Raw genomic sequence first — 26774 nt, forward strand, 5'->3', positions numbered from 1 at the left:
TTGCTGTTATCACGGGATAAGTGTACATTCAGTCACAGATTTAACTCTCACTTGGGAAGGTCTTTTTGCCATGAGTTCAGAAGAATACCAGCAGGATTTGAACTATAACGCTGCTGATGATACAGCCAGGATTTATGAAAGTATTGCGAACCGGATGAATGGTTTTCTTTACCGCTGCCGCAGTGATAAAAGTTATACCATGGTCAATATCGCTGGTGCAGTTAAAAAAGTAACCGGATATTCAGAAAAAGACCTGCTGGGCAATCAGCGTCTTTCTTATATGTCTCTGATTCATCAGGATGATACAGCTCGATTGGATGCTGCTGTTGAGCAGGCCATCAAGAGCAAAACCAACTGGAATGTTGATTATCGTATCAAACGTGCTGATGGAACAGTGCAATGGGTGAATGAACACGGTGGTGCAGTGCTGGATAACCAGGGTGAAGTGACCTACCTCGAAGGAATCATTGCAGATATTAATGATCGCAAGGCACAGGAAGGCATACGCCGTAAAAAAATGGAAGATGTGGGTGGTACCAGTAACCAGATCATCAGCCAGACCCAGAAGATTCTGCAGGTTCTGAAAACTCTGAAAATGCTCAGTCTGAATGCCAGTATTGAAGCAGCTCGTGCCGGTGAAGCCGGTCGTGGTTTTGCTGTGGTGGCGGATCAGGTCAAAGAACTGGCCGATGAAACCGGCAAATCAGCCCAGTCCATCACACAGTTGATGGGTGAACTGGAAGCCAAGCTGACAGAAGCCAGCGAGTAAAATATAAAAGGGGTGCTCAGCGCCCCTTTTTTATAACTACAAAACCGAGAGCTGCAGGTTATGCAAACTTTCCGGATTCAGGACTTCCTGAAACTTCTCCCGGCCGTATTGCTGATGAGTATGATCAGCATGGTTATGGCTTTCTCTTTTGCTGCAATGATGGTACATACCAGCCAGGTTTCACTGCTGCCTGACATGGTCTTTGCCTTGTTGTTCACTGCCCTGTTTTCTGCCCTGATGGTGGCCTGGAAAGGCAGTATGGCTGGTCTGATAGCTATTCCCCTGCCCAGTGCTGCAGCTATGTTTGCGGATATGTTTCAACGCACCCAACCGGGTGTGGAGCTGCTGTGGTTGCTGTTGTTGATCGGCAGCCTGCTGACTGCTGGTTTGATGCTGCTGCTCGGTGGTTTTCGTTTAAGTCGGATTGTGCGTTATCTGCCCTTGCCGGTGCTGGCCGGCTTCCTTGCCGGGGTTGGCTGGTTATTTATCAAGGGTGGATTGGCGCTCACAGGCCTTAAAAGTTTTGATCTCAGCTTGTTGCAGGATTCTGCACTCTGGATGGCAATAGGTTTTGCTGCCGTGCTTTGGATGCTACGAAAAATTGTACCTCCGGCTTTTCTACTGCCGGGTGCAACCCTGCTGGGTGGTCTGGTGATGATCCTGCTGGCTCCTTCTTTACAGAATCATAGCCCCTGGTTTTTTCAGCTGGATGCTGCGGGCAATCTGCCGCTGACAGCGCTGAGTCTGGTGACAGAGGGTTTGCCGGATGTGGACTGGTGGTTGCTACCCTGGAGTTCTTTGCTGACTCTGGCAGCTATTTCGGTGTTGTCCATGCTGCTGCAGGCTACCTCCATTGAGCTGCTGGCTAAACAGGATATGGATCTGGATCGAGAGCTTAAAGTGGCTGGGGGTATGAACCTGCTGAATGCTTTTGCCGGTGGCAGTGTTGGCTCCCTGTCACTGAGTCAGACCAGCATGGTCAGACAGATGAAAGCCAATCACCGTATTACTGGCGTATTGATGGCAATCTGTCTGCTCGGTGCACTGCTGATCCACGAAGAGCTGCTGCGCTGGTTGCCCTTGCCTCTGGTGGCTGGCCTGTTGATTTTCCAGGGTATACAGTTTGTTCATCAATGGCTGCTGACTTCCGGTGATCGTTTCCCGCGGGCAGATCAGTTTGTTATTGCCGTGATTTTTGTGGTGATTGTCTTTCAGGGTTTTCTGGGTGGTGTATTGCTGGGGCTATTGCTGACGGTGTTGCTGTTTATCCGTGAATACAGCCGCCTGCAGGTCATCCACCTGAATACCAATCTGGTTGGTCTCAGTAGTGGTGTAGAACGTACTCCACAGGAACATGAGTGGTTAAAAGAACAAGCCAGCCGGATTCGGGTTTATCAGCTGCGTGGTTTTTTATTTTTTGGTACGGCCAATACCCTGACTGAACAGATCAAAAGTGATGTGCAAAAACTGGATGGCAAAATTGAAGCCCTGTTGCTGGACTTTCACCGAGTCAGTAATGCGGACTCATCCACAGCCAACAGCCTGCTGCGCTTAAAGCAGTTTTGTGATGCGCATAAAATTCAGGTGCACATCACCGGTATGAAGCAAGTGATTCAGCAGCGCTTGCAAGCTGCCGGACTGGTATTCCAGAAGTCAGCCGGAGTGGGTGTTATTCGTATGGCGGATAACCTGGAAGAAGCGTTGGAATTTCTGGAAAATCAGCTGCTGCAGGATCTGCGACTGGAGCAACAATCACCGGTTCAGGCCATGCTGAAATCCCGCTTGACGCTTGAAGAGAGTGAAACCCGTAAACTGCTGGCGTATTTTGTTGAGCAAACCTTTGCTGATGGTGAATGGATATTAATGCAGGGTCAGCAGCAACGAGTGTTATATATCATTGCATCCGGCAGCGTGGATGTTGGGCTGCAACATAAAGAAAGTGACAGCTGGATGCGCATCAAAAAAATGCGTCCTGGAACGGTGCTGGGTGAAATGGGGCTTTACCTGAATGAACCTCGCTCAGCTTCAGCTCGTGCAGTGGGAGCAACCCAGGTACTGACGTTGAGTCATCCCAGCCTGTTACAAATGGAAGCGCGCGACCCGGATCTCGCCATGGCCTTCCACCGTTTTGTGGTATTAATGCAATCCGAGCGTTTACGAGAAAGTAATCGTCGATTGTATTCACTGCTGCAGGATTAAAACTCCTAGGTCAGCAGCATCAGTTTAACCTGAGACGGCGCCAGAGTGACACCGGGTGCGCCCGGTGTGAACCCATTCTGGCCAGACATACCCAGCATTTTATTGGCGGGCATTCCACCAATCAGGGTTTTTAAACTACCCAGCAACTGGCGTTGTGGTCCCATCACCATTCCCGATGCCGGATTGGTCATCAGACCGGCATTATCCCCGTTGCTCATGGGGGTGATGGTCATCATGTTGTGATTGGGCATGGCCAGGGTAAGAACCTTGAACTGTGAAGGAATGCCTGTGGTGGGTATCGCTAGGTTTGGGTAAGGAATCGGGGTCGGAATCGGCCCCACAGGTGAAGGAATTGGTGTCAGGCAAACGTCTGGAAAACCGAGATTTAAACCACCCATCTGGGTTGTTGCAAAAACCATAATAAATCCCCCTTAACCCATGTGAATGCGTTCAGCATCAATACGCAGATCTTTATTACTGGTGATGCTGCCCTGTTCACTGTGCAGTGTCATATTACCCCGCACTCGCTGAATCTGGTGACCACAATCCTTCTGCTCCACTTCATCCACTCGGCTGATGGACTGACGCACCTGCTGCCAGATTGTTTGTCCTGAATGCCAGAGATCCTGAATCAGATTACGTACCTGTTGCCAGTGCTGGGTCAGTTGTTGTCCGCGTACCTGAGCGGTTTGGGTGGTCATCTCAGCATGTTGTGTCTGGATTTGTGTGGTTTCAGCATTTAACTGCCAGCGACCGGCATTCTGCCAGTGACAATCCTTGCCTCCCAGATTGATATTCAGTCCGTGTTTGGCATTAAGCTGCATGGGTAAAGGTTGTTGGCGTTCCAGAATCGCCAGTAAATACCACTGATCACCCACCTGTTGCAGCAACACCTTGTCACCCAGTACTGGCTGAACCAGGCAGGAAAAAGCCTGAGTGGCGCGAATCAGTCCGCTGCTGGTGGTGACCAGCCAGTGGTCATTTTTACCACCCTGTACATAACCTTCCAGCGGCGCGGCGGTGTGATGCAAGACAGGATCAGAAGCTATGGGTTGTGAAGACATGAGTGTTGCTCCTGTAGGTTTTATGATTTGGCCTGTTGTTCAGCTTTCTGGCGTATCGGATCAGTCTCCAGCGCAGCTGAGCGATTGGCACCTCGCCAGCGGGTATCCGGGTCAAGAATTTCGTGCAGATTGGTTCGGTTCAGCTGGGTATCCGAGAAGTCTGCCTTGCTTAACAGTGCATGACTGAAATCAGCATAGGTCAGATTGCTGCCGGTGAATACCGCTTCACGGGCATCACATTCAGTGAACTGAGCTTGTTCCGCCTGTACCTGATAAAACAGGGATTTTTTTAAGCTGGCTTTGATCAACAGAGCCATATTCAACTGGCAGTGGTTAAACACCGAAGCATCCAGTGTGGCTTCGATCAGATTGGCTTGGTTCAGCACTGCACCGGTGAAATCACATCCGATAGCTACTGCTTTCATCATGCCCACTTGAGTCAGATCCATACCTTTAAAATTACAACGGCTGAGATCACATTCCTGAAACTGGGGTTTGATCAAACCGGACTGGGTAAAATCCCGACCTGATAAGTTGATCTTTTGAAAGAAAGGCAATTCGATGGCCGTGTGATGCAGGATGGCCTGATCAAACGCACACTCCAGCAGGTTTAACCGGAACCCGGATAAATAAGTTAAGTTAGCAGCTACTAACGAAGCATTAACCAGGCTGCATTGCTCCAGAAAACTGCCACGCCAGAGGGTTGAATCCAACTGTGAGTTGACTGCGCTCAGGTTTTTGAAGCGAGACTCTGTCAGGTGGCTCTGTTGCAGGTTGCAGTTCACCAGGCTGGTTTGTTCGGACGCCACCTGATGCCAGATGCTGCTCGGCAACTGGCTGTCCACAAAACTGCTGCACTTGTGTTTGCTATCTGTCAGATCCAGACTGGGTAAAAAACTGTTGATGACGGAAGCATTTTCCCAGTGACTGGACTGTGCTTGGATGTTTTCACCCTGACATTCCACCCAGTTGCAATAAATCAGCTGCGCTTTGCGAAAGCGAGTACGATTAAAAATACACTTGTTGAAGGTGCATTCTTTTAAGATTGCCTCATCCAACCAGGCATCACTGAAATCCACCTGATCAAATACACCGCCGGATAGGTTGATGCCACGCAGGTCACCAGTAATCTGCTGTTTTTCCAGCACAAATGTATCACCAGTTTTGACCCACTCTTGTAATGCCTGTTTATCCATCATGGGTGCCAGTCCTGCAGCAGCGTGCGATCCAGATTGGCAAAATCAAACCGGGTGTTGCCGTGTTCCATGTACAGCAGGTTGGCTGCATAAAGGTTGGCTCCCCGCAGATCGGTATTCACCACACAAGCATGATAAAGCACGGACTCCATCAGGTTGGCATCTTCCAGCGTGGCTGCGGTGAAATTGGTGTTAGCAAGGTTGGCTCGATAGAGATTGGCTTTTTTTAAGCTGCTGGAGGTCAGATTTGCTAATTCCAGATCGGCTTGTTCCATCTGTGCGCCATCAAAATGGCTATTTTTAACGGAGGCTTCCCGTAATGAAGCCATGTTCATTTGTGCTTTACTGAAATTGCTGTCATCCAGCTGACAACCACCTACAAAACGTGCGTTGTTCAACTGGGCTGCAACAAAACTGGAGCCGGTTGCCTGCATTTTTACCAGATTACTGCCTTGTGCTTTAAAACGATCAAATCGGCAGCCAGTAAATACTGGATTTACCAGATTGCACTGACTGAGATCTGCCGCAGTGAAGTTGCAGTCAGTAAAAATAGGGTCGATCAGATTCAGTTGTTTCATGCTGGTTTCAGTGAAGTTACAAGCTTGAAGACTGGCCTGCATCCACTGGGTTTTATCAAGCTGTGCCCCAGTGAAATCACTGGAGAGGATCTGTGCCTTGTTGAGGTTGGTCTCGGTCATGATCGTTCTGTGAAAGCGAGTCTGCTCAATTCTGGAGGCACCGATGTTGGCACCGCTCAGATCTGCACCGGAAAAATCACTCTGTTGCAGGTTGGCATAAACCATAATCACACCCGTCAGCTTGGCACCTTTTAAACTGCTGCCGCTCAGGTTGATGCCTTCCATATAACACTCACTGAAATCCACACCATCGAGATTCTGGTTGGATAAATCCAGATCCGACAGGTCATCAGTGGGAAGAGGCTGTTTACGGCTGATGGCATCCAGCACCTGCTGGCGCAGAAGCAAACGCTGTTCAGCATCCAGCAAGGGTGAACCACGTTCAGGTTGTTCCGCACCCATGCGATAGGCAGCTTTGATTTTTGCTGGTGTATCTGCAAGCTGGACTTTGGCTTCTTCAATTTTTTTTATACTGTCATGAAGTTGCTGCTCAAGTTCCCTAGCCTTCTCTGGAGCATGCAGTTGCAATAAATCAATATTTTTTATTTCCAGTATTTCTTTTTCAAGTTGGGCAATGGATTGATCCAGTGACTCTTCAATTTCCACTCTAGGCCAGTTGGGAGGTGGTGGATTCTTCAGTAATGCTATTTTGTTTCGGATCTCAGGATACCGATCTTTTAATTCAGGGATTAGCAACAGAGCTTCCAGTTGAGGCAGTATTTCTTGTTGGATTCTTACCATTTCCTGATTTTTGATTTCTTCAACCAAAGGAGTGATTTCTTTCATGGCGTCAAAATCAATTTTTGCCAAGTCCGGACTACCATTCGCTTTTTTGGGCAATATTTTTGCCTGCAGAGCTTCCATTTTGGCTTGCCATTCTGGCGGTGGTGGAGTTGCAGGTGTTGATGGTAAATCTAAGCCCTGCTGTTGCAGATTCAATCGTTCTGCTTCCACTTGTTGCATTGCCTGTGCCTGGATTTCCTCTATCTGATATTTAACCTTGCCCATTTGCGGCATATCCATAGCTGGCATATCGCTCTCTTGTTCCAGCAACAAGGCCATACCACAGGTGATCTGTGCGGGGAGCAGAGGCTGGGTATCCAACAGATAACGCCAGGCGTTTTCCTGATCCGAGCGTTTGTACAGTTGATCAATATAGTGAGCCTCCGGTTTGGGCGCTGCCGGATCTTCCAGTGCCAACATCAGGGCTTTGATATCTCGGGCATCATCCCGACAGACCTGGATTTGACCTCGGTAAACAATAATACCCAGATTCTGGTTAGGTAATAAAATCAGAGTTTCGGCTTTCAGGCGCACTTGTTGAGGTACAGGTGTTGCTTGATCCTTGTGTTGTTGTAATAACCAGGCAACGGCTTGCCAGTGGGGAAGCTGTCCTTTTATCAGGGGAAACTCGGCATTCAGATTTTGCAACAGGTAAGGGGCACCACTTGGCAGTGTGGGGCTTTTAAAACGCTGATCCGGCAGGGCATCCTGACAGAATAACCAGTCAAAATCATCTGGCAACCCTGGCATGGCCTTTTGCATATAGGCATCATCATAGGTACCGGCAAACTGCTGGCGCTGGGTTGCCATTAAATCCATGGCACTGGTATAAGCCAAGGGTAATACCTGCCCTGGGTTTTGTGCAGGTGTATTTAACAGTTGCAGTTGGGTGATAGGGTAGAGACTATCACCCTCAGCTGTAGTGATGGCTTGATAACCCTTGCCCTCTGGGTTATCAACATAACCTTCACCGCCAAAAGCATAATCCCGGCTAAGGGGTACACGGGTAAAGGGTGTATCCACCTGTTGCTGTTTAAAACACGGTAAACCTCGCCAGTAACCCTCACCGAGTACCCGCAACTGTTTTTTTAAATCGCCCACCTGAATACTGACAGATAACTCAGTTGCCGGTTTGCCTTCCGGTGTTTCAGCACAGCCATACACCAGAAACTCAGCCTGGGGTTTGGGAAAACCGGCATCCAGTATCTGAATTTCAGGGGTTTCAGAAACCTTTTCCCATAACTCTTGCTCCAGCAGTGTTTTGCCGGTGGATAAGTCAAAACCCAGTAGAGCACCTAAAGAATAATAATGCTGGTGCTGATAGGTGAATGAACGATTTACAGGGGTCAGTTGCAGGGGCTTGATGTTCTGCATGGTTAATTGATCATAGTCAGGCCGGCACTATTAATTGCAGCAAGAGAGTTATTGATCTTGGCTTTAACGCTTTTAACCCCTGCAGTGGAGTTAGCAACTTCAACCAATGCATTATTAACTTTTGTTGTAGTGGTTTGAAGCTTGGTAATCTCGGCTTCTACATTCATGACAGTGGTATTTAACTCGATAGCTGTATCTGCAGTGAACTTAGTGCCTATGGCAACTTCGCTTTTATGTCCTGCATATATTTCTTTAGAGATTGATAAGCTAAGCTCAAAACCAAGAGATAGAGAGATTTCACTTGTTCCCCCCGCAAAAATTGAACTCTGTAGGCCACCGTATATTTCACTTTCTGCAGCAAGGCTAATAGATTTACCACCGGCCAGGCTTAGCTCTACAGTGCCACCCATAAACATCTCTTCGACTCGTCCATGGTGGATGCTTTTTGAGAGGCCGTAGCTGTACTCAAAAGAGTCGCCATGCTGATGGCTTTCACTTTTTCCATCCTGCACTTCCAGCGTATCGCCCTTGGTGTATTCGTAGCTGTTGCCATAGGTTTTGGCGATGGCTACCTTACCAGGATCAGAAAAGCTGACATTATTACCGTTGATTGAAGTTAAATAAGGGCCACCTTTATCAGCCTTATCATTGCCAGTTTTTTTGTTGATACCTCCGGCAATATCTTCATCAATATGGGCTTCTTCATAACCATTACCAAAATCGTAATCAGCGGTATCGCCCCAGGAGTAGTTGTTACCCATCTGGTAGGTGAAGGTATTGCCCCAGGATTTTTCGACATAATGACTACCCGGTGACCAGGCTGTGTCATCCCCATCAATGCCATCCTCAAAGCCCCAGTTCTCTGTTCCACTGGGTTTGTTGGGTACATCCCACTCCATTTTTTCGTAACGAGCATCATCAGGTTCAACAAAAAAGGTCAGGGATTCATCACCACCACCAAAACTGAACTCACGACCATCACCCCCAAAGTTATATACATCACCATCTGCCCAGTGATACTGATGACCGGCCTGGCGGGAGATGATGTATTCACCTGAGAGTTCTTCTTCTCTTGTTAAAGTGGCATCCTCATACTCACCACCACTTTCTTTGCTGAATTTCGGGAAGGCAAAAAGTTCCTGCTCATCAAACTTGTCGTGATCATCCGATGTGTCATCTTCAGACTCATAGGGGAATTTATCCACACCCTTGTCATCAACCTCATGCCCTTTGGCAAAAACTAATGTCTGGCTACCACCGAGCATTTCGTAACGATACAGGCCATCACTGGTGATGGTAAAACCATCCCCGGAATGGTTGGGTGCACCCAGATGCAGGTAAGTATTGTTGGTGGGTGAGAAGAGTTTCAGGCGGCTATTACCTTCTTCATCTTCCAGCTCAATACGATTACCACTGGCACTGCGCAGTAGGCTGCGAGTTTTGTTTTCATCCTTGACCACACTGGGGCAGGCGGCATTGGGCAAGGCACCGGAGATAATCGGGCGATCTGGATCTCCACCAATAAAACTGAGCAGCACTTCTGTGCCTTTTAACAACGGGAAGTGCATACCACCACCAGTGCCTGCAGAAGGTTGCATCATGGCTATCCAGCAGGAGGCTTTGCCTTCACCGGGCACACGTTCACGATCAAAAGGCAGGATAACCTTGTAACGCCCTTCAGCATCTATATGGGCATAACGCTCATCTTCACCGCCATCAATAATGGCATTTAAAACCCCATGAAAACGGGGTTTTTCGGTAGTGACACTGGGTCTGAACTGCAGGCTGGTGCGTAAAGCCTGAATTCGGTTTTGATAGGGTGCTTGTGAAGAAGGATCATTCTGCAGACGACGGAAAGCTGGATTAAAACCTTCATGCTCCAGTACAAAAGGATAAAAATCACCGTTGTCTGCTGCTCTGAAATGCCCTTCAACAGTAAAAGCCAGCCCTGTTTGTAGTGAGGCATCCCGGCTGGCACCGTGGAAAATCTCACTTTTCATCATCAGTTCCTGAGCACGAGTCTCGGCAATTTTTTCGGCTTCCTCCGAGCTGATCAGGTTGTCACAGTAACGATAAATACTGCCAAAACCCTGCTCATCAACCTGAGCCTGCCCCTGTATCTGGGATGAAGGTGTATTGCTGTTGTAATCCTTTAAAGTGATGCTGCGCGGCAGAGGCTCACCATGACTGATCCATTGACTCAGCAGACCGTCTTCCGGTTTTGGCACCATACCGGTTTCTGGTTGATAACGTAGTTGGGTTTGTGGGTCTTTCAGGTGCTGGGAGCTGGCATCATGAAAAATGACCCTGGCATGCTCATCCAGGTGTTCAAAACGATAATAGATACCTTCACGTTCCGTGATGCGTTGCAAAAAGCTCAGGTGGCTTTCACCGAACTGGCAACGGTATTCCCATTGGCGATAATCACCCAGTTGTTGCAGGTCAAACTCATCCTGACTGAATTCCCCTTCTTCAAGAATTTCGGTCAGAGTATCCGTCAGGGTTTGCTCCAGATAAATTTCGTTGGTCTGGATCATTTCCAGTCGGTTCAGGCGCGGCACCATCCGCAGCTGATAGAGGTAACCCTTTTCAATCGGATGCAGGATACGGCAATAGGCCACCATGCCATGCACAGTACGACTCTTTCCCAGAACCTGCAGGGTGAAGGAGGCTTTTTTACCCAGCAACTGGCGTACTGCCAGATCGGAGTTTTCGCTGTAAAGCTCAAAGGTAAAGTGGAAAGGCTGGCTCAGCGCTTCATAACCTTTAAAGCTGACCACCTGAAAAGACAGCTCGTCTTTTTCAGGTATCAGGAACTCATAATGGGTATCACTGCTCATCCCGCATTACCTCAAAAAATCAATGGTGTGCAGCTGCTTTGGCTTGCTGTTTGGCCATTTCATGCACCTGTAATCCAGACAGTCGCCATTCAATCTGGCGCATAACATCACTGCACTGCTGCAGGGTAGTCAGTAATAACACTGAATCATTCAGGTGGTTACCCTGAGCCAGTGAGACGGCCTGATTTTTTAATGTCAGTGCTTCATTCAGCTGTTGATGCAGCAGGCGAATATCCTTGGCGGCTTTCTGGGCGCGCTCCAGCTCCACGGCTTCGCGGAAGATTTTTTCCAGCCCGGTTTCCAGATGATTGCGTTTACGCAGATCACGCAGGCGCTGCAGGTATTTGATTTGTAACCAGCCACCAACAAGGGCAATTAACAGACCAACCACCAACCAGCGATTCTGGGACAACCAGGACAGGCTACGTGATAACTCATCAAAACCGGCATAAGGATTGTAATAACGGGCACTGGCCGGGTGCATGGGCATGTATTGCAACAGGCGATCTTCCAGTGGATTCATATCCACCATCATCGGTGCCTTACGGCGCAGTTCTTCAGAGAAGAGCACGCTGTGCAGGGTGGTGACCAGATCATCCGGCAGACCCTGGCGGGCAGCCAGTACGGCCAGAGTACCCACGGTGGGAACTGCTTCTTGTGGTAGTGGGCCTGCGGCACTGGAATAACTGCCGGGTGGAATGATGGCAGTGTTAACCTGGCTCTGATTCAGTGCATAACCTTCCGCCAGTTCAAAGGGTAACAAACGGAATTCACCACTCATCAGTACAGAGCGTAAATCCGGGTTAAGCATACCGGTGGTGACTATGGCACCTTCCAGTTCAGGGGTGTCCAGCAGTCGGGCAAAGTAGAGTTCATTCATGCCAATGCTGTTTTCATCAATACCCAGATGCTCCAGTAGTTGCATGGACTGGGCACGGAAACCGGAACCTTTGGAGCCCAGTGCAATATTGTGCCCCGGCAGATCCAGCAGGCTTTTGATCTTGCTGTCACGACGAACAATCACATGCATGTAGTCCTGCCAGAGCGGTGCAACCAGCTCCAGATTACGCAGCGTAGCGGAACCAATCATGATAATGGCCAGGTCGGCTTCCTGTTTCAGCAGACGACCCCGGTTATCCACTGAACCACGGGTTTCCAGCAGCTCCACATCATAACGACCATGCTGCTCGATCATATCTTTCAGCATCGCGCCGTATTCATAATAATATCCACCGGAGGCTGCAGTGGCGATACGGATGACCCGGGTCTGTCCGGCTTGCTGCACACTCCAGTAGATGATCAGCGCTGCGGCGGTTGCAACCAGTATCCAGCTCAACCACCAGCGGGTTTGAAAGCTCAGCATCATCATGTATCTCCACTCATAACACCCCGTGACTGACGGGATGGTTTCAGATTAACGGCATTTGTGCCACCAGACAGGCTGGTGTCTCGGATTTTTTGCTGCTGAGCAGCCAGGCATTTCTGCCCAGATGACCCCACTGCAGGCCACCCAGGGTGAGTGATTCCACTTCCTGCGGTGCATTTAATACAAATTCAAGCTCACACTCATAGGGTGAGCGCAGGTAAACATTGATCAGGGTTCTGAGTGTGCGCCAGGTTTTCCGATCCCGAATCAGTGCGCTGAAGTGTTCATGATCCAGCGGTCCGATCCTCAGGCGCAGTTTGCTGTTGCGATCATTAATCCGGTTACCCAGCAGGCTGCTTTTGCCCAGTTGATGATTGGTGATACCTAACTGGGTTTGAGAGTCTGTTTCGACTTCCACCTGACGCAGAATGCACTGTTCAACACTGACACTTTCCTGCAGCCAGCTACTGACCAGTTTTGCCAGACCAGCAGCTGTTGGATAAGGATGAGTCAACAACTGGAAGTGGCGGAACAACCATTCCCGCCGCGGTAAAATGGCAAGGCGTTCCGCCGGGATACCCAGTAAACGTGTTGCCAGACCAATCCATAAATTGTTCTCTTCTTCCACCAACTGGATGGCCGGGTAGTTTTTACTGTCGGTTTCCAGTTGCAGCTCATACAACCTCTGGTTGAACAAATCCAACAAGGCTCTGGGTGCACTGTTTTCCTGCTGTTCCTGTTGCAACAGCAGCTCGGTGATATAAGACGGCAGGGGTGAACTGCTGCCATACAGACCGGGTAAGTTAACTTCCACACACCAGCCATCACCTTCACGGAAGGCACGATAAACCTCACCCTGCTGAATGCTGCGGTGTAAAGCAGGACGCAGCTGAATGGGACAGTCGGGCGACTCGGCCCGAATCTGTCGAATCAGCTGAAACAGGCTGAAATGTGAGGCCTGCAGTGTGCCGCTTAAATCAGCAGACTGGTGTTCAGTTTCGGCGGCCATAAATAACTCTCTCCGGAAGCCACATCAGTGACATGCAGGGCGGAAAAATGATTGATGGGAGCCATCTGTGCCAGCAGCCGATCCAGCCGACTGCAGAAGCCCAGGGCATCACCCCGACTGTTAAAGGCCTGAAAACTGATCTCCAGAGAAACTTCCAGCCCGCGATAAAGAGATTGCTCCAGCAGTTTTTCTGCCGCTCGGATATTAACCTGCTGAATGGCATCCAGTTTTTTCTGGTTAATCGCCAGCCGTGATTCATCAGGGCTGACCCGTTCTGCCATCTCTTGCAGGCGTTGCAGCAGTCCGTTACGGGTGAACAGGCTGGCATTACCACGACTGAGTTCTGCTACCTGCTGGCGCTCACTGGCTGCATCCAACCGGGGGGCTTTCCAGGCGGTGCTGGTGGTGATGTTGCTGAAGTCCACGGTTTCCGGTGTGCCGTGTAAATGGGTACTCAGATCATTGGGCAGCAGATGAGCTGCGTCGCTGCCATTGCTGCACAGAGCTGTGACACGGATCATTTCTTCCTGACCAGATGGCAGATCACGACCTCGGGTCAACAGCAATCTAGGTTGAGGCAGGCCGGTAAGCGGATCAACTTCCTGTTGTACCTGATAAGCATAAGCCCGACGGGTATCATCCGCTTCCCAATAGGGTAAATAGTTGTGTTGCGCCGTGTCACCCGCGTACTGACCCTGAACCTTGAGCAGACTTTGCACCAGCAGTTTTTCACCTTGTTTTTTGCGAGGTTGCAGGGGCTGCAGCAGACGCCTTTCATCATGCAAAAATGGTGGCAGTTGACGGGTAAAACAGTTGCTGGCAGCTACACAATGCAGCCGGAAATACGCACGATCTATCGCTGGTAATGGCAGCCGGGACTCATCCAGCCAGAAATTCAGGCTGAGTTGGCTGGTTTTACTCATTTCATCCATGCCATCAAAATGCAGCTGGATTGCCATGGCCGCTTCCGGGTGATGCAGATAACTGCTCATTGCTGCTTCACCGGGCAACCGCTCGGACTGCAAGGGTGCATCAAGGGGAGTGATACGGCAGTGAACTTCCGGTGCCGGACGCTGATCCAGCAACACTTCCACCTGTTTGCAATCATGCAACAACAACCAGTAAAGATCTGCACTGATCGCCTGGGGTGCAATCAAATGAATGGATAACGGATGCCCAGCCAGTATTTCTCCCAGCCCACCGGCAAGGGTTTTAAAATCCAGTGTCAGGCAACGATTGGTGGGGCTGCCGGATTTTTGTCCACTACTGCTGCAACCAGTGATTTCCAGCGGTGAAACCCGACAGGCATGGCTGGTGGCAAACTCGATCTGGCTACCCTGACCGGGTGTATTACCCAATGGTGTTCCGGCTGGAATAACCAGTGGTGTTTTTAAGCCGCCACGGGGTGTAAAAGCAATCAATGTGGTGGATACCAATGCCTGCAGTCGGGTTGGATCCAGTATTTCCAGCAGGTTACGGGTGAATCGAGGGGCTTCACGATCCAATTGATCTCTCAGACCGGCTGTCAGGAAGGCAACACCTTCCAGCAGGCGTTCAACATCAGGATCACTACCCGGCACCAGATGTCGCGCCAGCTCCGGTTCTTTTTCAGCATAATCAACGGCCAGAACCCGTAAACGGGTCAGCTCATCACGGTAATACTGATCAAACATGGGTCAGAGCCTCTTGTCCTGAGCTACTGCGTGGCAGTACCTGCAGGAGGTTGTTGTCATTCAGCCGAAAAAGCAGCTGCACCGGTTGACCATCAGGTAAGGCGGCATTCAGCAGCAGCTGTTCTTGCTGCAATTTAAAAGTCGGTTGTAATAACCGGGGTTCATAACGGCGTATCTGTTGCAGTAACACGCCTGCCAGCTGCTCCATCAGTTCCGGATCGGCATAAAGCCCCAGAACTGGCAGACGCCCCACACCCATCAGTGGATCCTGTGGAACAGTGCTTTGCCGAGTATTGAGCAAACGTTCCAGATGCAGGGCAATATCCTGCACCGGCGTTTTTTTGGCTCTGGATTTTCCCAGTCGGTCAAGCAGTGGCATGATCAGCTACTCCCACTTTCAGCGGTGGTTTCAAACTCCTGCTCACCACCTGCGCCATAACGCCAGATGATGCTGCGGTACACCAGCCGTACCTTTTCAAGGTATTGCAGTCCATCCTGCTGTGGTTGGGTGCAGTCAGGCATTTCGGTGGTGACAGAAAGCAGTTGAACACCTTTCATTTCAATCTGGTAAACCACCTCGGGTTGACCTTCGGTATCCGGTTGATACCAGCTCAGTTCAACGGTCAGTTGATCCTGTTCACACAGCGCCTGATTTAGCAGAGGGGATGCCGGGTCAATGGGTTTCAGAATTTCTGCCGGGCGGTGCACAACACTGCTGCCCAGCACACCACCCAGGCCTTCACCCTGACGTTCAACCGTGTGACTAAAGGACAAAACCTTGATCAGTCCTTCACCAATTCGGCTGTCATTCAGCCCACCCTGAATGCTGCCAAGGCTTTTTCCGGTGATTTTCATGTAGCCGGGTCTAGCCATATACATCTCCTGCCAGGGTTGAAGTCAGGTTCAGCTTGAAGTCCTGCCCCTGATGCCGAAGGTGAGGAGTCAGCTGCAGATGGATTTCTGGCTGTTGCTGGTCACTGATGCTGATTTTTAACAAGGCTTCGCGGAAGGGTTTACGATGCATCACTTCTGCGGAGGGTTTTTCCTGTGCTGAAACACTGCCTTGCAACCACTGGTTTAATCGTGTTTCCAAGTTGTTCAGGGTTTCACTGCCACCCAGTTGCTCACGCAGCACCAGTTTAAGATAGTGGGCAACCCGGCTCAGGGTTAACACATAAGGCAGCTGGTAATCCGGCTGAATGATGGTGTTGTGCCCGGCTCCGGTATGCAGTGCAACGGGTTGTTCAAAAGCTATGGAAAAATGCTGTCCAACTCCTGCCAGGGTAAAACCCTGATGGGCAAAAGCTGACAGGGTTTCCTGTGGCCACCTGGCCTCTATTGGAGGTAGCGGCGGGGTATGGGGATTCAGCTGATAGGCTGCCAGCAGTGGATCTTCATCACCCGGTGAATTCAACATGCCGGTATAACTGCCATGTTGCTGAAAGCTGTTTAATACCAGGCTGCAGAGTGAATAGCAGGGATTTCCCCACAGCATCGCATCTTCATCATCCAGTGGCTGCTCCTGAAAAAAGGCTTCTTCCAGCTGCAAGGCATGGGGCGGACGAACCAGCACTCTGGGTAAAACCAGATTGAGATAACGGCAAGCTGGTTGCTGCATCAACTGGCGCAATTTGATGAAGTTACGGCTGGTATTCAGTTCTGCGGCCAGCTCGGGTGTCAGGGTCTGGCTGAACTGATCCAACCCCAGCAGGCTGGGTGCCACAGAAGTCAGGATTGGTGCATGAGCTGCCTGCCCCAGTTTTGCCAGAGCCTCAAGCTCCAGCAGATCCTGCTGGTTATTGCTCCACTGCTGATCCACCAGAATCAGGCTATAGGGCAAACCACCATACTGACCCAGTTCTTCAGCATAAATTTTTTGAAATAGCGGGCTATCAACCAGTGCTGTGGAGGTCAGATTTTCCTGCAGGTCTTCACGACTCTGGTGCAGCAGTAATATCTCGGTTGCCGGGTGATCAGCACTGAAGCGAATCAGTCGATCCAAGCTTCGCCAGGTGGCTTCCAGTTGCCGGATACGCGGATGATGCAAGACCCGATTAACCTGATGCAGCGCCTGTTTTAACTGTTGTAACTGCAAAAAATCATCATCCGGCAGTATCAGGTGTTGCTGGATTTGCCGCAGTAATTGTTGTGGATGCAAATCCCGGAGGCTATCGATCTGCAGTTTTAATTCACCCAGATCCGGCAGTTGTAGTAGAACTTCTGGTTGCTGGTGCTGCAGCCAGTCATTAATGCCGGAATAACCCTGGGTGCTAACGGGTGTCAGAACGGGTTTTGACAGCCCTAGATCAGCCAATACCAGTATCCGGCACGGTAGTGGTGGACGTGTACTGCCAGACAAGGCTGCATCAAACTGCAGTGAGCTGTATAAACGGGTGTCCATCAGAGTGCACCTGTACGGATGATGGTGCGTGGCAGACGTTGCCGGCTGGCGGTCAGTACATTGATAACATCCGTGTGACCACGCAATCCGAACTGCAGATCAAAGTAACGGATATCCCACTCGGCCAGTCGCTCTTCATACAGGGGAAAATCTGAGCTGGCAAAACGCTTTGAACCCTGGGCAAACTCTTCCAGAAAACGCGGGAAGCCATAATGACCGGGATAACTCTTCACCATTTGGTAGTTATCTACCTGGATCACCAGCCGTACATTGCTGCAATCCAGTGACCAGATAAACTCTGCATCCATACGGAAGTTAAGGTTTTCCAGCTCTTGCAACCCTTTGCCACACTGCATTTCCAGCAGAACCCTGCTGGGCAGTTTTTTGGCTTCCGGATTTACGGTGATCGGGCGGGTGCTCAGAATGACAGAATACTGGTCACGGTTTTGTTTGCGGTATTCGTCTGCCTTGCGCATGAAACTCAGCAGATCAGTGCTGATTGGATAAGGCGCACCAAAAGCATTACGACTGATATAACCGGCACTGAAGCGCCGCTGTACAAAAGGGTTCAACTGCTCATCAAAAAATCGCCACAGCAAGCCGCCTTCTGCATAAAGAAAGTTGGCCATACGGTCTTCCGGTACACCTTCCGCGGCACCAAGGAAGCCCTCTTCCCATCTCATTTGTAATTCGTCCACTGATTGCTGAATCAGAAAACGGCGAAACATGTTCAGGGGGCCGCGAAACACCACCCAGAAGGGTTCGTTAAAGTCGGTGTTGCGTCCCAGTAACCCCTGCAAATCCTGCAGATGTCGATAACCCGTTGCCAGGGCGGTTTCACCCCGTGAGGGGTCATCTGGATTACTGTACAAATCCCGCATACTGAGGTGAGCAATGGAGCGAATTTGTGATTGTTTGGTCAATTCACGAATGTTGGCGCGGTATTCACCCAGCAGCAGGGCAGCACGCTCCACCATCAGCGCCTGTTCATCCTTGATAGCTTCTTCAGAGCCGACATTTTTACCGGCCTTGGCCGCCATTTTGCCGACCTTGCCAGCACGCTTCAGCATTTTAAGTGCCAGTTTTTGCAGTGCACCGGAACCGGATTCATTGGGTGCTATGGCGATCATATCCGCATACAGCTCCACCATATAAACCCATTCCGGTGCATTGTCATCCATGAAAGGACGCAGTTCGGCAGCCATGCGATCCAGAAACTGGAAGTGCTGGTTACGGCTGGTGGCCTGCATATCAATGGCTTCTCGCCAGGTATTAGGCCCCTCCAGCACATCTACACCCTTCTGAAAGGCCATGGCGAGTTGCTTCCAGGCCTCCAGATAACGCGCACGATAACTTTCTTCAAATCCGGGAATCAGAATGTTGACCTGTTCAGCAATGTCCTGGGTTTCCAGTAGCTGCTCAATAAAGTCATCAATCATTTCCTTGCCGCGCAGGGTGAAGGCGGCGGGTACTCGCACATCATCGGATGTGCGGATGCCCCGCCAGTACTCCCCCAGGCGAACTTCATGCTCCCCTGCAGACAGATTGCCCCAGTCCACCAGCCAGTCAATACTGCCGGGGCTTTGAGCCAGGATACGCTGCAGGTAAACCCGCTTGCTGTTCAGTCGGGCTTCCATTCGTTCCCTGTCTTCCTGCCAGATGATATACAGCAGGTGCAACCGGTTCAGAGTGGCCAGCTGAGACATGTCCAGCACAGCCAGTGAAGGATCATCATTCTGGGTATAAGACGGCGGCATGTCAGTGAGTCGGTTGAGATTAGCTCCATCCAACCAGCTCTGCAGCAGGTTGATTTCCCGCACCAGCTGACCAACATAACGTGCCATTTCCTGACCCAGCTCATTACCCGAGAGATTGCCTTCAAACAGCCTTTTTTCGGCATTCAGCTGCAAGCGACGATCCAGGGGAGTAATCAGACTCTGATCCACCCGCTGTACAAAAATACGCTGCAGGCGCAGCTGGAAATCCGGTGTGGCCGTGACATCATTCATCCAGGGTAAAAAGCTGCGATCATCCAGTTGTTGTATCAGGCTGGAAAACTGCTGGTTAACACGAATATTGCTGGCAAAGTCACTCTGTTCCACCAGATTACCGGCATAACGGTCACTGAGATCCTGCAGGAACAGCAGATCCTGTCGGTAGGTCAGACCCAGTGTGCCCAGCATAATCAGGATTACCAGTGCATAACCACTGATCCAGAGGTTACGTATGGCACGTTCGGCACGAACCGCTGCAGGCAGACGGGAGACATGATCCCGCTCTCCGGGCAGCACTTTGGTTAACAGGTCGTGGCAGAACAGCCCCTGTGGCAGAGGACTGTCAGGGTCACTTTGGATACTGCCCGCCAGATATACACCGCGTAGTTCCGGCAGTTCTTCAAAAACACTTTCCTGAAAAATGCCACGGGTAAAGTTACGCAATCTGCTGGACAACTCACCCAGGCGGCTGGGTAATACCAGTGCATCAGGGTCTGCATTACCGGCGCGGATAACAAAAATATTCAGATCTTTAAGGCGTTCGGACAACAGCTCAATGCTGTGTTCAACAAAATCATCAGCTTCCAGTTTTTGTTGATTCAGACAACCCAGGGCTTGTTCTTTGATGTGTTCCGGCAATGAAGCCGCCCACTGTTCAGTTCCTTGCAGGCGATCCAGCCCGGTTAGAACCAGATAAACTGGAAACTGGGTTTTTAACTGTTTGACCAGTTGCCCCAGCAGATCACGCAGATGTAAACCTTGATCGTACAGCTGATCATCACTCTGTTGTTCCAGCCAGCGCCAGTCAACCGGTAACAGCAAGCCATTTACTGGTTCTTCCTGACGGCTGGCAACCAGTAATTGCAAAGTTCGATGCCATTCAGGTGTGTGACGTCCATCTCTATCAAACAAAGCCGAAGGCAGCTGCAGCAGCAAACCCTGATTATAAGGCCAGAAGGTCACCGGAGTTTCCGGTCCGGTAAAGCGTGTTTCTGCATCAGTGGGCAGAGTGATTTTGGATGACTTTAACCAGTCGGATGCCAGATTGCGGTCACCCAGCAGCATAAACCAGGGCAGTGCATAGTGAGGATGCAGGCGTTTATCCTGCAGCGGGCTACTACGCAGGAAACTGAGTACTGCCTTAAAACGGGTATCCAGACTTTGAGTGTCTGCTGCTGAATATTGAGTTTCACTGTCTGCATTGGATTCCTGCAACAGACGCTTGGCTCTGGCACGTGCCTGCATCCGGGTAATAAACCAGCGCAGGCCACGATAACCAGCCCAGATCAGCAGCAGTGTCAGGGTCAGCAGCACACCGTTTTCAATCGGGAAGCCCAGCAGTAGTGCACCAAAAATTGCTGCAACGGCAATCAGTGACCAGATGAGCAGAAAAAGAAGGACTTTAAATAGAGTTTTCACGGGATAAGCCTTTTTATTGATAGTCTGCCGACACGCTAAATCAGCGCAACCAGTCGCTGTACCAGCGACAGAACCTCAACACGCATGACGACATACACCAGCAACACACCCAGCGCCGGTACACCCAGATAAAAGGGCAGCAGGGTATAACGCGAATGATTTCTGAGGCGTGGTTTTTCCCGGGGGGGGTAGGCTTCCGGTGTCAGTACTGCCTGGGTGTCTGTCCAGGGAATTTTCTGGCTATGAGACAGGAGTTCAAAGTTTTCCAGTCTCAGACCATCCAGACGTACACGCTCATCCAGCGAGAAATAACGGCCAGAAAAACCCAGTGCCAGGCAGTAGTAATAAACTTCACGCACATCCCTGTCGGCAGGATCGATCAGTGTCAGGCTCGATAGATTACTGAAAAACTCTTCACCGGCATTGGCTGTGTCGTAGTAACTTTTTTGCAGCTGACTGGCATTCCAGCGATTGGATTCTTTCCAGCCACAGGAGAGCAGTGCTTCATCCATGTAGGCAACAACAGCAAAACGGGCTTTTTCATAATGCTCACGGCGGTAACCGAGCGAAGCATAAACCAGCGCTTTTTCTGCCAGCAGACGCTCACTTTCAATTTTTACTTCTTCATAAGCGGGTTGCTCACCAGCTGCAATCTGGCTCTGCAAGCGTTTTACATAAGCCAGTGCATCAATAAAACAATCAATCAGCCGCATAATGTCACCCTTTGATTGCAACCAGTTCCAGCGCCAGATCTTCCGGCGCATCCGGCCATGCCAGTTCCAGCATTGCTTCCCGCTCTACCTGCAGCCAGGACTCATCATTGCTACTTAGTGCAAAGTAGGTCGAGTTGGGGCGTTGCGGCAAACCTTCCGGGCGAACTTCCAGCAGACGTTTATCAACACCCGGCAAGGCTCGAGATTGATACATCGGAACCAGGGTTGGTGTTCCCAGTTTGGAAAAGCGCTGGAAGCCTTCCAGCCATTTATCACGTCCCAGCTGAGTACGCACCACCAGAAATAGCTGTTGCCCCGCTTCCAGAAACTTGCTGGGCAGCTCCAGACGGTAGTTGCCACTTTCCAGCAGATTAAAGCGTGCCAGAGACTCGGAGCCTATGGCAATTTCATTCATCTGGCGGCTGATAATCTGGCGTGCGATATCAAAACACCGTCCCAGATCGAGATGATCATAAGCAGGCAGCTTGAGGTTGGAACCGGATATCTCACCACGGATGTTGGCATTGGTGGAGAAGCAGCTCAATTCAGCAATCAGGGTACGAGCTTCCTGATAGACTCGCTCAACCGGGGTGTTTCCCAACTCCAGCAGATGTGAAAGGATTTGCACTGAACGTCCCAGTGTTTGTAATGCCATACGGTAACGCAGCAGCTGGGGGTTAAATTCCGAACCACGGTAGCTGGAGGGTGACTGTTTGTAGTCTTCCAATTGAGTGCTTCTGGACAACAGCTCATCACGCAGACTGCGCACCCAGTGCAGCATTTCCGGCACAGCATTGATACTCAGCAAAGGAGGCAGGTATTCTGGATCACAGAGTACCTGTTCATTTTGCTGAATCAGTTGTAATACTGGCAGACTTTCGACACCGCTGAGATTTTTGAGCTGAGCACTGGTTACCAGCTTGCCGCTCAAGCTAAGCAAGGGGGTTTCAACAGCATCACCCGCTTGATATTGCTCCTGAAGTTGTTCGGGGCGGTCGCTCAGTCGGTATCTTGGGAGCTGATGGCGGGAAGCAAGAGTGCCACTCTGAACCGCCGGTCGCTGGTTTTTGCTCGCAATCACCAGATGTATCTGCAGGGGTTCACGTGTATCCGGCCAGAGTTCAGGCTGTAAATGCAGCTCTTCAAGCTGGGCGTTTTCCGGGAAACTGAACCAGCTGCCATCCCTCATCAGTACCCGCAATTGGCGGAAGGCAACCTTGCCTGCAGCCAGCGCACCGGCATCCAGATCACTGAAACCGACACCCCAGGGCAGTGCCAGCAAATTTTGCCGTATCGCCTGCTGGGTATCGAGATGAAAGGCATCCAGATGCTGAAAATGATGGGGCTGCAAGAATAGCCCCTGATGCCAGTAAATCGGTTTGTTGGTCAAGGTTGTCTTCCTTTATTCTTTTTACAAGGTTCAGAAGGCTCTGGCACGCAGGTTTTCAATCCGTTCTTCTCCAAGCTCCAGCCAGATTTTTAATCTTGCTGCTTCACCGGATGGTGGTAGGGCCTGGCGACCAAAAGGCCACCACCAGCGTTTTCTATTCTTATAAGGTACACTCCGGCCAGTGACACCGGGTATAGCAACAACTCGCACACTGGAGTCATCCGACATTCGGAAGTAACCAGCCAGAATGGCAAGGTGTGATGCGCCTTTTACCCGATCAAGAGCCAGGGTTCTGGTTTGCCCCGGTTGCAGGATCAATACAGTTTCCCGCATGAAATCACCCGAGAGTCGATTGGATTCTGCCGCCATCAGATCCGCCAGTCGGAAGGATGAAGGTCGATAATTATCCAGTTCCGCAGGATCACTCATCTGGATGATTTTCACTGCCAACGTGCGAGGTTCACCTTGCTGCGTATTGATATTCTCGCTGGCCTGCAGGCGAACAGCAATGGCTCTGGATTCATAAAGACCGGTACCGCCCAGCAATCGCGGCGGTATCCGCTCCTTATCCAGATATCGCCACTGGCCTTGATTGGGATTCCATTCCCATTTTGCCTCAGGGTCTTTTTTGCTGTATTCAGGTTCTATGTGCCCGGTCCACTCATAAGGTGTGGCACAGCCTGTTAACAGCAAGGCAGACAGCAGGTAGATCAGCCAGAAACGACCTTTCATGAATCGATTACTCACCAGCCCAGTTATCTATTGCGGTGCTGGAGGCTGTTTCATGATTCCAGGTGATGCTGCTGTAGCTGAAGCGAACTTCTTCAAACGCACTGATAGAGTCATTGGCTGGATCAAGGAAGTCCGGAGAGGTGGTTATGATGCTGACAACCTTGGCACCTTCCAGCTCGATGGTGTAGTAGTGCACTGGTTGACCATCACTACCAGTATCAGCACTGCGATAGAAGTGCAGCGCACAGTTCAGTGATTTTGGCTCAGCCAGGCACTGGAACAGCAGGGGTGAGCTTTTGTCGATCAGTTTACGTATCTGCAGGTATTCATGTTTACGGTTGCCGGTGACCTGACCGGTCAGGCGATCCGTCGGTACACTGACCTTGTGTTCAAAGCCGGTAACAAAAACTTCATCTTCGTGGCCGGATTTGAAAAAAGCACCAATACTTTCCTGGCTGGATGCACCCTCACTCAGGTTGTCACCATCAGCGGTTTCAATGGTCATGTAAATTACGTTAGGCATTGTCTGTTCCTCAGTATCTCAGTCGTTTTGGAATCGTGTGTTACACGCGATCCAGCAGTCCAGTCAGGGAAAGGGTGAAATTTGCACCCATAAATTTAAAGTGGGGTGTGACTTCCAGACCCACCTGATACCAGCCAGCATCACCATCCACTTCATTAACCGTGACCAGTGCACGACGCAGTGGGCGTTGGCTACGAGTAGCAGGGGAGGGATTTTCCTGATCAGCCACATACTGGCGAATCCAGCGATTGAGTTCACCTTCAAGATCAGCACGGCTTTTCCAGCTGCCAAGATTCTCACGCTGCAATACCTTGATGTAATGCGCTAAGCGGTTGATGATGAACAAGTAAGGCAATTGTGTACCGAGACGGTAGTTCAGCTCGGCAATCTTGGCTTCCGGATCTGTACCAAAATACTTAGGCTGCTGTACTGAGTTAGAAGAGAAGAAGGTGGCGTTATCCGCATTTTTGCGCTGAGTCAGGGGAATAAAACCCAACTCAGACAGTTCATATTCCTTGCGGTCGGAAATCACAGTTTCAGCCGGTCCGTTTAACAGGGACGTACCATCCACTTCCGTGACATGGACAGGAAGGTTCAGAACCGCACCGCCGGATTGTGGGCCAATGATGTTCGGGCACCAGCGGTAACGGGCAAAACTTTCCATCAGACGGGTGGCATAGGCATAACAGGCATTAATCCACAGGTAATCACTTTCACCCTGAGTAGCCTGCTCTTGATAAACAAAACTGCGTACCGGTTTGTCTTCACCAAACAGTGGGCGACCCATCATGCGTGGCAGGGTCAAACCCAGATTACGGGAGTTATCCTGTTCGCGCAGTCCGCGCCATTTGATGTATTGAGGACCTTCAAACAGGGATTCAACTTCTTTTAAATCCGGTAGTTCTGACCAGTTTTTCAGGCCAAAAAATACCGGCGAAGTGCCGGAGATAAAGGGTGCATGAGTCATGGCAGACAGTGCAGCCATGTGCTCCAGCAGCTTCACATCCTGAGTGGAGGGTGTGAAGGCATAATCACCAATCAATACACCATAGGGCTCACCACCGAACTGACCATACTCTTTCGTATAAACGGTCTGGAACAGGGCGCTTTGGTTGGCTTCCGGGGCATCTTCAAAGTCTTCCAGCAACTCTTCAGTGGAAGCGTTAAAAATCTCGACCTTGATGTTTTCGTTGAATTCGGTGCGCTGAACCAGAAAATCCAGGCCACGCCAGGTGCTTTCCACTGCCTGGAACTCAGGAGCATGGAGGATGGCATCCATTTGCTGGCCAAGACGGGCATCCAGCTCTTCAATCATCTGCTCAACCAGTGCTTTATCCACACGAGGCAGTTGGGTTTCACGAGTTAGCAGCTCACCCAGCAGGGCTTCAACCCCCTGACGTGCCAGATCATAACCGGCATCGGCCTGATCCAAACGGGTGAATTCAAGAATTTCACCAACCAGTGGTTGTACTTTGGTTTGTTCGCTCATTGTTGTTTATCCCCGGTTATTCCGCTGCACTGTCATCTTTAGGCTTTGCTGCTGAGTTTTTTAAACCCAGCTCTGCCAGCAGTTGTTTGCGCTGGGTCTGATCTTCCAGCATCACCTGAATACTTTTTCGCATGGCCGGAGTGTTACCCAGCGGGCCTTTTAAAGCTTTCAGCGCTTCGCGCAATTCCAGTGTCTGCTTCAGCGCCGGAATGCTCTGTGCCAGTTGATCTGGTTCCAGATCTTTTAATGAGCGAGGGTTGATCTCCACGGTCAGCTCTTCATCATCCGGGTTCAGTTGGTTGGCAACGGAGAACTGCAGTTTAAGATCCATGCTGCCCATAACTTCATCGAAGTTCTGGCGGTTGATACTGATGGATTGTCTTTCCTGAATTGGGAGGGGGTCTGCGCCGGTTCTGAAATTGCTGAGAATTAAGGCTTTGAAAGGTAGCTCGACCTGAGCTTTAGCATCACCGGTTGCTGGGCGGTAAGAGATATTGATGCGTTCCTTGGGTGCTACCGAGGTACCACTGCTTTTGCTTGCCATCTTGCGTTTCTCCGCAATTTATTGATTTTTAGATGCTTTTCACAAGCTGCCAGTTAAAAAAGTGTTAATGGAGCATTTTTGATGTGCCTTGAGATTAGCAATCGCCAGAAAGGCTGTAAACGTAATTTGTTGATTTATGTTATCTGCATCACAAAAAAAACGCCGAACTATTTTTATCAACAGGTTCGACGTGAAATTATGTGAAATATATAGCGATATAGATTGTGTCAGGTGTCAGCTACTTCGTTACTCTAGGGCTTTTTTGATGATCTCAAACAAGTCTGGACTGAGTTTTTCTTTGCGAATTCGCTCCAGCTCATTTTTCATCAGCCCTTTGCGGTAATCATCCATCCGTTGAAAGCGTGTCAGCGGGATCACCAGCCGAGCTGCAATCTGTGGGTTCAGGCGATTAAGCTCAATCACCTTGTCGGCCAGTAGCTGGTAACCGGCGGCATCACGGCGATGGAAGTTATGGCGATTCTGATTCACAAAGGTGCCAATCAGTGCACGCACCTTGTTGGGGTTTTTCATTGAAAAAGCTGGGTGTTGCAGTAGCTGTACCACACGATCCAGCGCATCTGGATGGGGACGGGTGACCTGAGCACTGAACCAGCTATCCATCACCAGCGGGTCATGTGCCCACTGCAGGGCAAAAGAT

The 26774-nt window shown here is 50.3% G+C and carries 21 protein-coding genes; 2 read left to right on the top strand and 19 right to left on the bottom strand.

Going from position 1 to position 26774, the window contains the following annotated elements; translation table 11 throughout:
- Positions 1-70 precede the first annotated feature (70 nt).
- Together IBX50_RS06360 and IBX50_RS06365 are read left to right on the top strand one after the other, a co-directional pair.
- Positions 71-769 (top strand): methyl-accepting chemotaxis protein, encoded by a 699-nt coding sequence (locus tag IBX50_RS06360; protein ID WP_292254343.1) that lies wholly within the window; start codon positions 71-73, stop codon positions 767-769.
- Between the two features lie 60 nt (positions 770-829).
- Complete coding sequence (locus IBX50_RS06365; RefSeq protein WP_292254345.1) at positions 830-2968, top strand: SulP family inorganic anion transporter; 2139 nt, start codon at positions 830-832, stop codon at positions 2966-2968.
- A 5-nt stretch (positions 2969-2973) separates the two neighbouring features.
- Here IBX50_RS06365 and IBX50_RS06370 read toward each other — a convergent pair whose 3' ends face one another.
- The 19 genes from IBX50_RS06370 to IBX50_RS06460 form a co-directional block, all read right to left on the bottom strand.
- Complete coding sequence (locus tag IBX50_RS06370; protein ID WP_292254346.1) at positions 2974-3387, bottom strand: DUF4150 domain-containing protein; 414 nt, start codon at positions 3385-3387, stop codon at positions 2974-2976.
- A gap of 12 nt (positions 3388-3399) precedes the next feature.
- The gene (locus IBX50_RS06375; RefSeq protein WP_292254348.1) at positions 3400-4032 is read right to left on the bottom strand and encodes a DUF3540 domain-containing protein; all 633 of its coding nucleotides are present in this window, start codon (positions 4030-4032) and stop codon (positions 3400-3402) included.
- Between the two features lie 20 nt (positions 4033-4052).
- Complete coding sequence (locus IBX50_RS06380) at positions 4053-5231, bottom strand: pentapeptide repeat-containing protein (protein WP_292254349.1); 1179 nt, start codon at positions 5229-5231, stop codon at positions 4053-4055.
- Positions 5228-8023, bottom strand: a complete 2796-nt coding sequence (locus IBX50_RS06385) for a DUF2169 domain-containing protein (protein WP_292254351.1) — start codon at positions 8021-8023, stop codon at positions 5228-5230. The genes IBX50_RS06380 and IBX50_RS06385 overlap by 4 nt, the downstream gene beginning before the upstream one ends.
- Positions 8024-8025: 2 nt before the next feature.
- A complete protein-coding gene (gene tssI, locus IBX50_RS06390; protein WP_292254353.1) occupies positions 8026-10863 on the bottom strand; it encodes a type VI secretion system Vgr family protein in 2838 nt (945 codons plus the stop codon).
- A 19-nt stretch (positions 10864-10882) separates the two neighbouring features.
- Positions 10883-12232 carry a TAXI family TRAP transporter solute-binding subunit gene (locus IBX50_RS06395; RefSeq protein WP_292254355.1) on the bottom strand — a complete coding sequence of 450 codons (1350 nt, stop codon included), beginning with the start codon at positions 12230-12232 and terminating at the stop codon, positions 10883-10885.
- A gap of 40 nt (positions 12233-12272) precedes the next feature.
- Positions 12273-13238, bottom strand: coding sequence for a type VI secretion system baseplate subunit TssG (tssG, locus tag IBX50_RS06400; protein ID WP_292254356.1), 966 nt, complete (start codon positions 13236-13238; stop codon positions 12273-12275).
- Positions 13202-14911 carry a type VI secretion system baseplate subunit TssF gene (tssF, locus tag IBX50_RS06405; RefSeq protein ID WP_292254357.1) on the bottom strand — a complete coding sequence of 570 codons (1710 nt, stop codon included), beginning with the start codon at positions 14909-14911 and terminating at the stop codon, positions 13202-13204. The genes tssG and tssF overlap by 37 nt, the downstream gene beginning before the upstream one ends.
- A complete protein-coding gene (locus tag IBX50_RS06410) occupies positions 14904-15290 on the bottom strand; it encodes a GPW/gp25 family protein (RefSeq protein ID WP_292254359.1) in 387 nt (128 codons plus the stop codon). Before IBX50_RS06410 ends, tssF begins: the two co-directional genes overlap by 8 nt.
- Positions 15291-15292: 2 nt before the next feature.
- Positions 15293-15784, bottom strand: a complete 492-nt coding sequence (gene tssD, locus IBX50_RS06415) for a type VI secretion system tube protein TssD (RefSeq protein WP_292254361.1) — start codon at positions 15782-15784, stop codon at positions 15293-15295.
- On the bottom strand, positions 15777-17312 hold the full coding sequence (locus tag IBX50_RS06420) for a type VI secretion system contractile sheath large subunit (protein WP_292254362.1): 1536 nt from the start codon (positions 17310-17312) through the stop codon (positions 15777-15779). Before IBX50_RS06420 ends, tssD (IBX50_RS06415) begins: the two co-directional genes overlap by 8 nt.
- Complete coding sequence (locus tag IBX50_RS06425; protein ID WP_292254363.1) at positions 17312-20725, bottom strand: type VI secretion protein IcmF/TssM N-terminal domain-containing protein; 3414 nt, start codon at positions 20723-20725, stop codon at positions 17312-17314. The genes IBX50_RS06420 and IBX50_RS06425 overlap by 1 nt, the downstream gene beginning before the upstream one ends.
- Before the next feature lie 35 nt (positions 20726-20760).
- Entirely contained in the window at positions 20761-21438 is a 678-nt protein-coding gene (locus IBX50_RS06430; protein ID WP_292254364.1) for a DotU family type IV/VI secretion system protein, read from the bottom strand.
- Positions 21439-21442: 4 nt separating this feature from the next.
- A complete protein-coding gene (gene tssK / locus IBX50_RS06435) occupies positions 21443-22828 on the bottom strand; it encodes a type VI secretion system baseplate subunit TssK (RefSeq protein ID WP_292254366.1) in 1386 nt (461 codons plus the stop codon).
- 30 nt (positions 22829-22858) lie between these two features.
- On the bottom strand, positions 22859-23560 hold the full coding sequence (gene tssJ / locus IBX50_RS06440) for a type VI secretion system lipoprotein TssJ (RefSeq protein WP_292254368.1): 702 nt from the start codon (positions 23558-23560) through the stop codon (positions 22859-22861).
- Positions 23561-23567: 7 nt separating this feature from the next.
- Positions 23568-24083, bottom strand: a complete 516-nt coding sequence (tssD, locus tag IBX50_RS06445; protein WP_292254370.1) for a type VI secretion system tube protein TssD — start codon at positions 24081-24083, stop codon at positions 23568-23570.
- A 40-nt stretch (positions 24084-24123) separates the two neighbouring features.
- On the bottom strand, positions 24124-25572 hold the full coding sequence (gene tssC / locus IBX50_RS06450; RefSeq protein ID WP_292254371.1) for a type VI secretion system contractile sheath large subunit: 1449 nt from the start codon (positions 25570-25572) through the stop codon (positions 24124-24126).
- A 16-nt stretch (positions 25573-25588) separates the two neighbouring features.
- Positions 25589-26116, bottom strand: coding sequence for a type VI secretion system contractile sheath small subunit (gene tssB, locus IBX50_RS06455; protein WP_292254372.1), 528 nt, complete (start codon positions 26114-26116; stop codon positions 25589-25591).
- A 246-nt stretch (positions 26117-26362) separates the two neighbouring features.
- On the bottom strand, positions 26363-26774 hold a 412-nt coding region (locus IBX50_RS06460), incomplete at its 5' end, for an aminopeptidase N C-terminal domain-containing protein (RefSeq protein ID WP_292254373.1).

It is taken from the genome of Marinospirillum sp. (assembly GCF_014859565.1).

Excerpts from the sequence above, each read along its gene's own strand:
- IBX50_RS06410 (WP_292254359.1), bottom strand. The coding sequence starts at position 15,290 with ATGCCACTGCTTGACCGACTGGGAAAATCCAGAGCCAAAAAAACGCCG.
- tssC (WP_292254371.1), bottom strand. The coding sequence starts at position 25,572 with ATGAGCGAACAAACCAAAGTACAACCACTGGTTGGTGAAATTCTTGAA.
- IBX50_RS06385 (WP_292254351.1), bottom strand. The coding sequence starts at position 8,023 with ATGCAGAACATCAAGCCCCTGCAACTGACCCCTGTAAATCGTTCATTC.
- tssF (WP_292254357.1), bottom strand. The coding sequence starts at position 14,911 with ATGTTTGATCAGTATTACCGTGATGAGCTGACCCGTTTACGGGTTCTG.
- IBX50_RS06420 (WP_292254362.1), bottom strand. The coding sequence starts at position 17,312 with ATGGACACCCGTTTATACAGCTCACTGCAGTTTGATGCAGCCTTGTCT.
- tssD (WP_292254361.1), bottom strand. The coding sequence starts at position 15,784 with ATGGCTAGACCCGGCTACATGAAAATCACCGGAAAAAGCCTTGGCAGC.
- IBX50_RS06395 (WP_292254355.1), bottom strand. The coding sequence starts at position 12,232 with ATGATGATGCTGAGCTTTCAAACCCGCTGGTGGTTGAGCTGGATACTG.
- IBX50_RS06365 (WP_292254345.1), top strand. The coding sequence starts at position 830 with ATGCAAACTTTCCGGATTCAGGACTTCCTGAAACTTCTCCCGGCCGTA.
- tssJ (WP_292254368.1), bottom strand. The coding sequence starts at position 23,560 with ATGAAAGGTCGTTTCTGGCTGATCTACCTGCTGTCTGCCTTGCTGTTA.
- IBX50_RS06375 (WP_292254348.1), bottom strand. The coding sequence starts at position 4,032 with ATGTCTTCACAACCCATAGCTTCTGATCCTGTCTTGCATCACACCGCC.
- IBX50_RS06360 (WP_292254343.1), top strand. The coding sequence starts at position 71 with ATGAGTTCAGAAGAATACCAGCAGGATTTGAACTATAACGCTGCTGAT.
- IBX50_RS06380 (WP_292254349.1), bottom strand. The coding sequence starts at position 5,231 with ATGATGGATAAACAGGCATTACAAGAGTGGGTCAAAACTGGTGATACA.
- tssB (WP_292254372.1), bottom strand. The coding sequence starts at position 26,116 with ATGGCAAGCAAAAGCAGTGGTACCTCGGTAGCACCCAAGGAACGCATC.
- IBX50_RS06430 (WP_292254364.1), bottom strand. The coding sequence starts at position 21,438 with ATGCGGCTGATTGATTGTTTTATTGATGCACTGGCTTATGTAAAACGC.
- tssI (WP_292254353.1), bottom strand. The coding sequence starts at position 10,863 with ATGAGCAGTGATACCCATTATGAGTTCCTGATACCTGAAAAAGACGAG.
- tssD (WP_292254370.1), bottom strand. The coding sequence starts at position 24,083 with ATGCCTAACGTAATTTACATGACCATTGAAACCGCTGATGGTGACAAC.
- tssG (WP_292254356.1), bottom strand. The coding sequence starts at position 13,238 with ATGGCCGCCGAAACTGAACACCAGTCTGCTGATTTAAGCGGCACACTG.
- IBX50_RS06370 (WP_292254346.1), bottom strand. The coding sequence starts at position 3,387 with ATGGTTTTTGCAACAACCCAGATGGGTGGTTTAAATCTCGGTTTTCCA.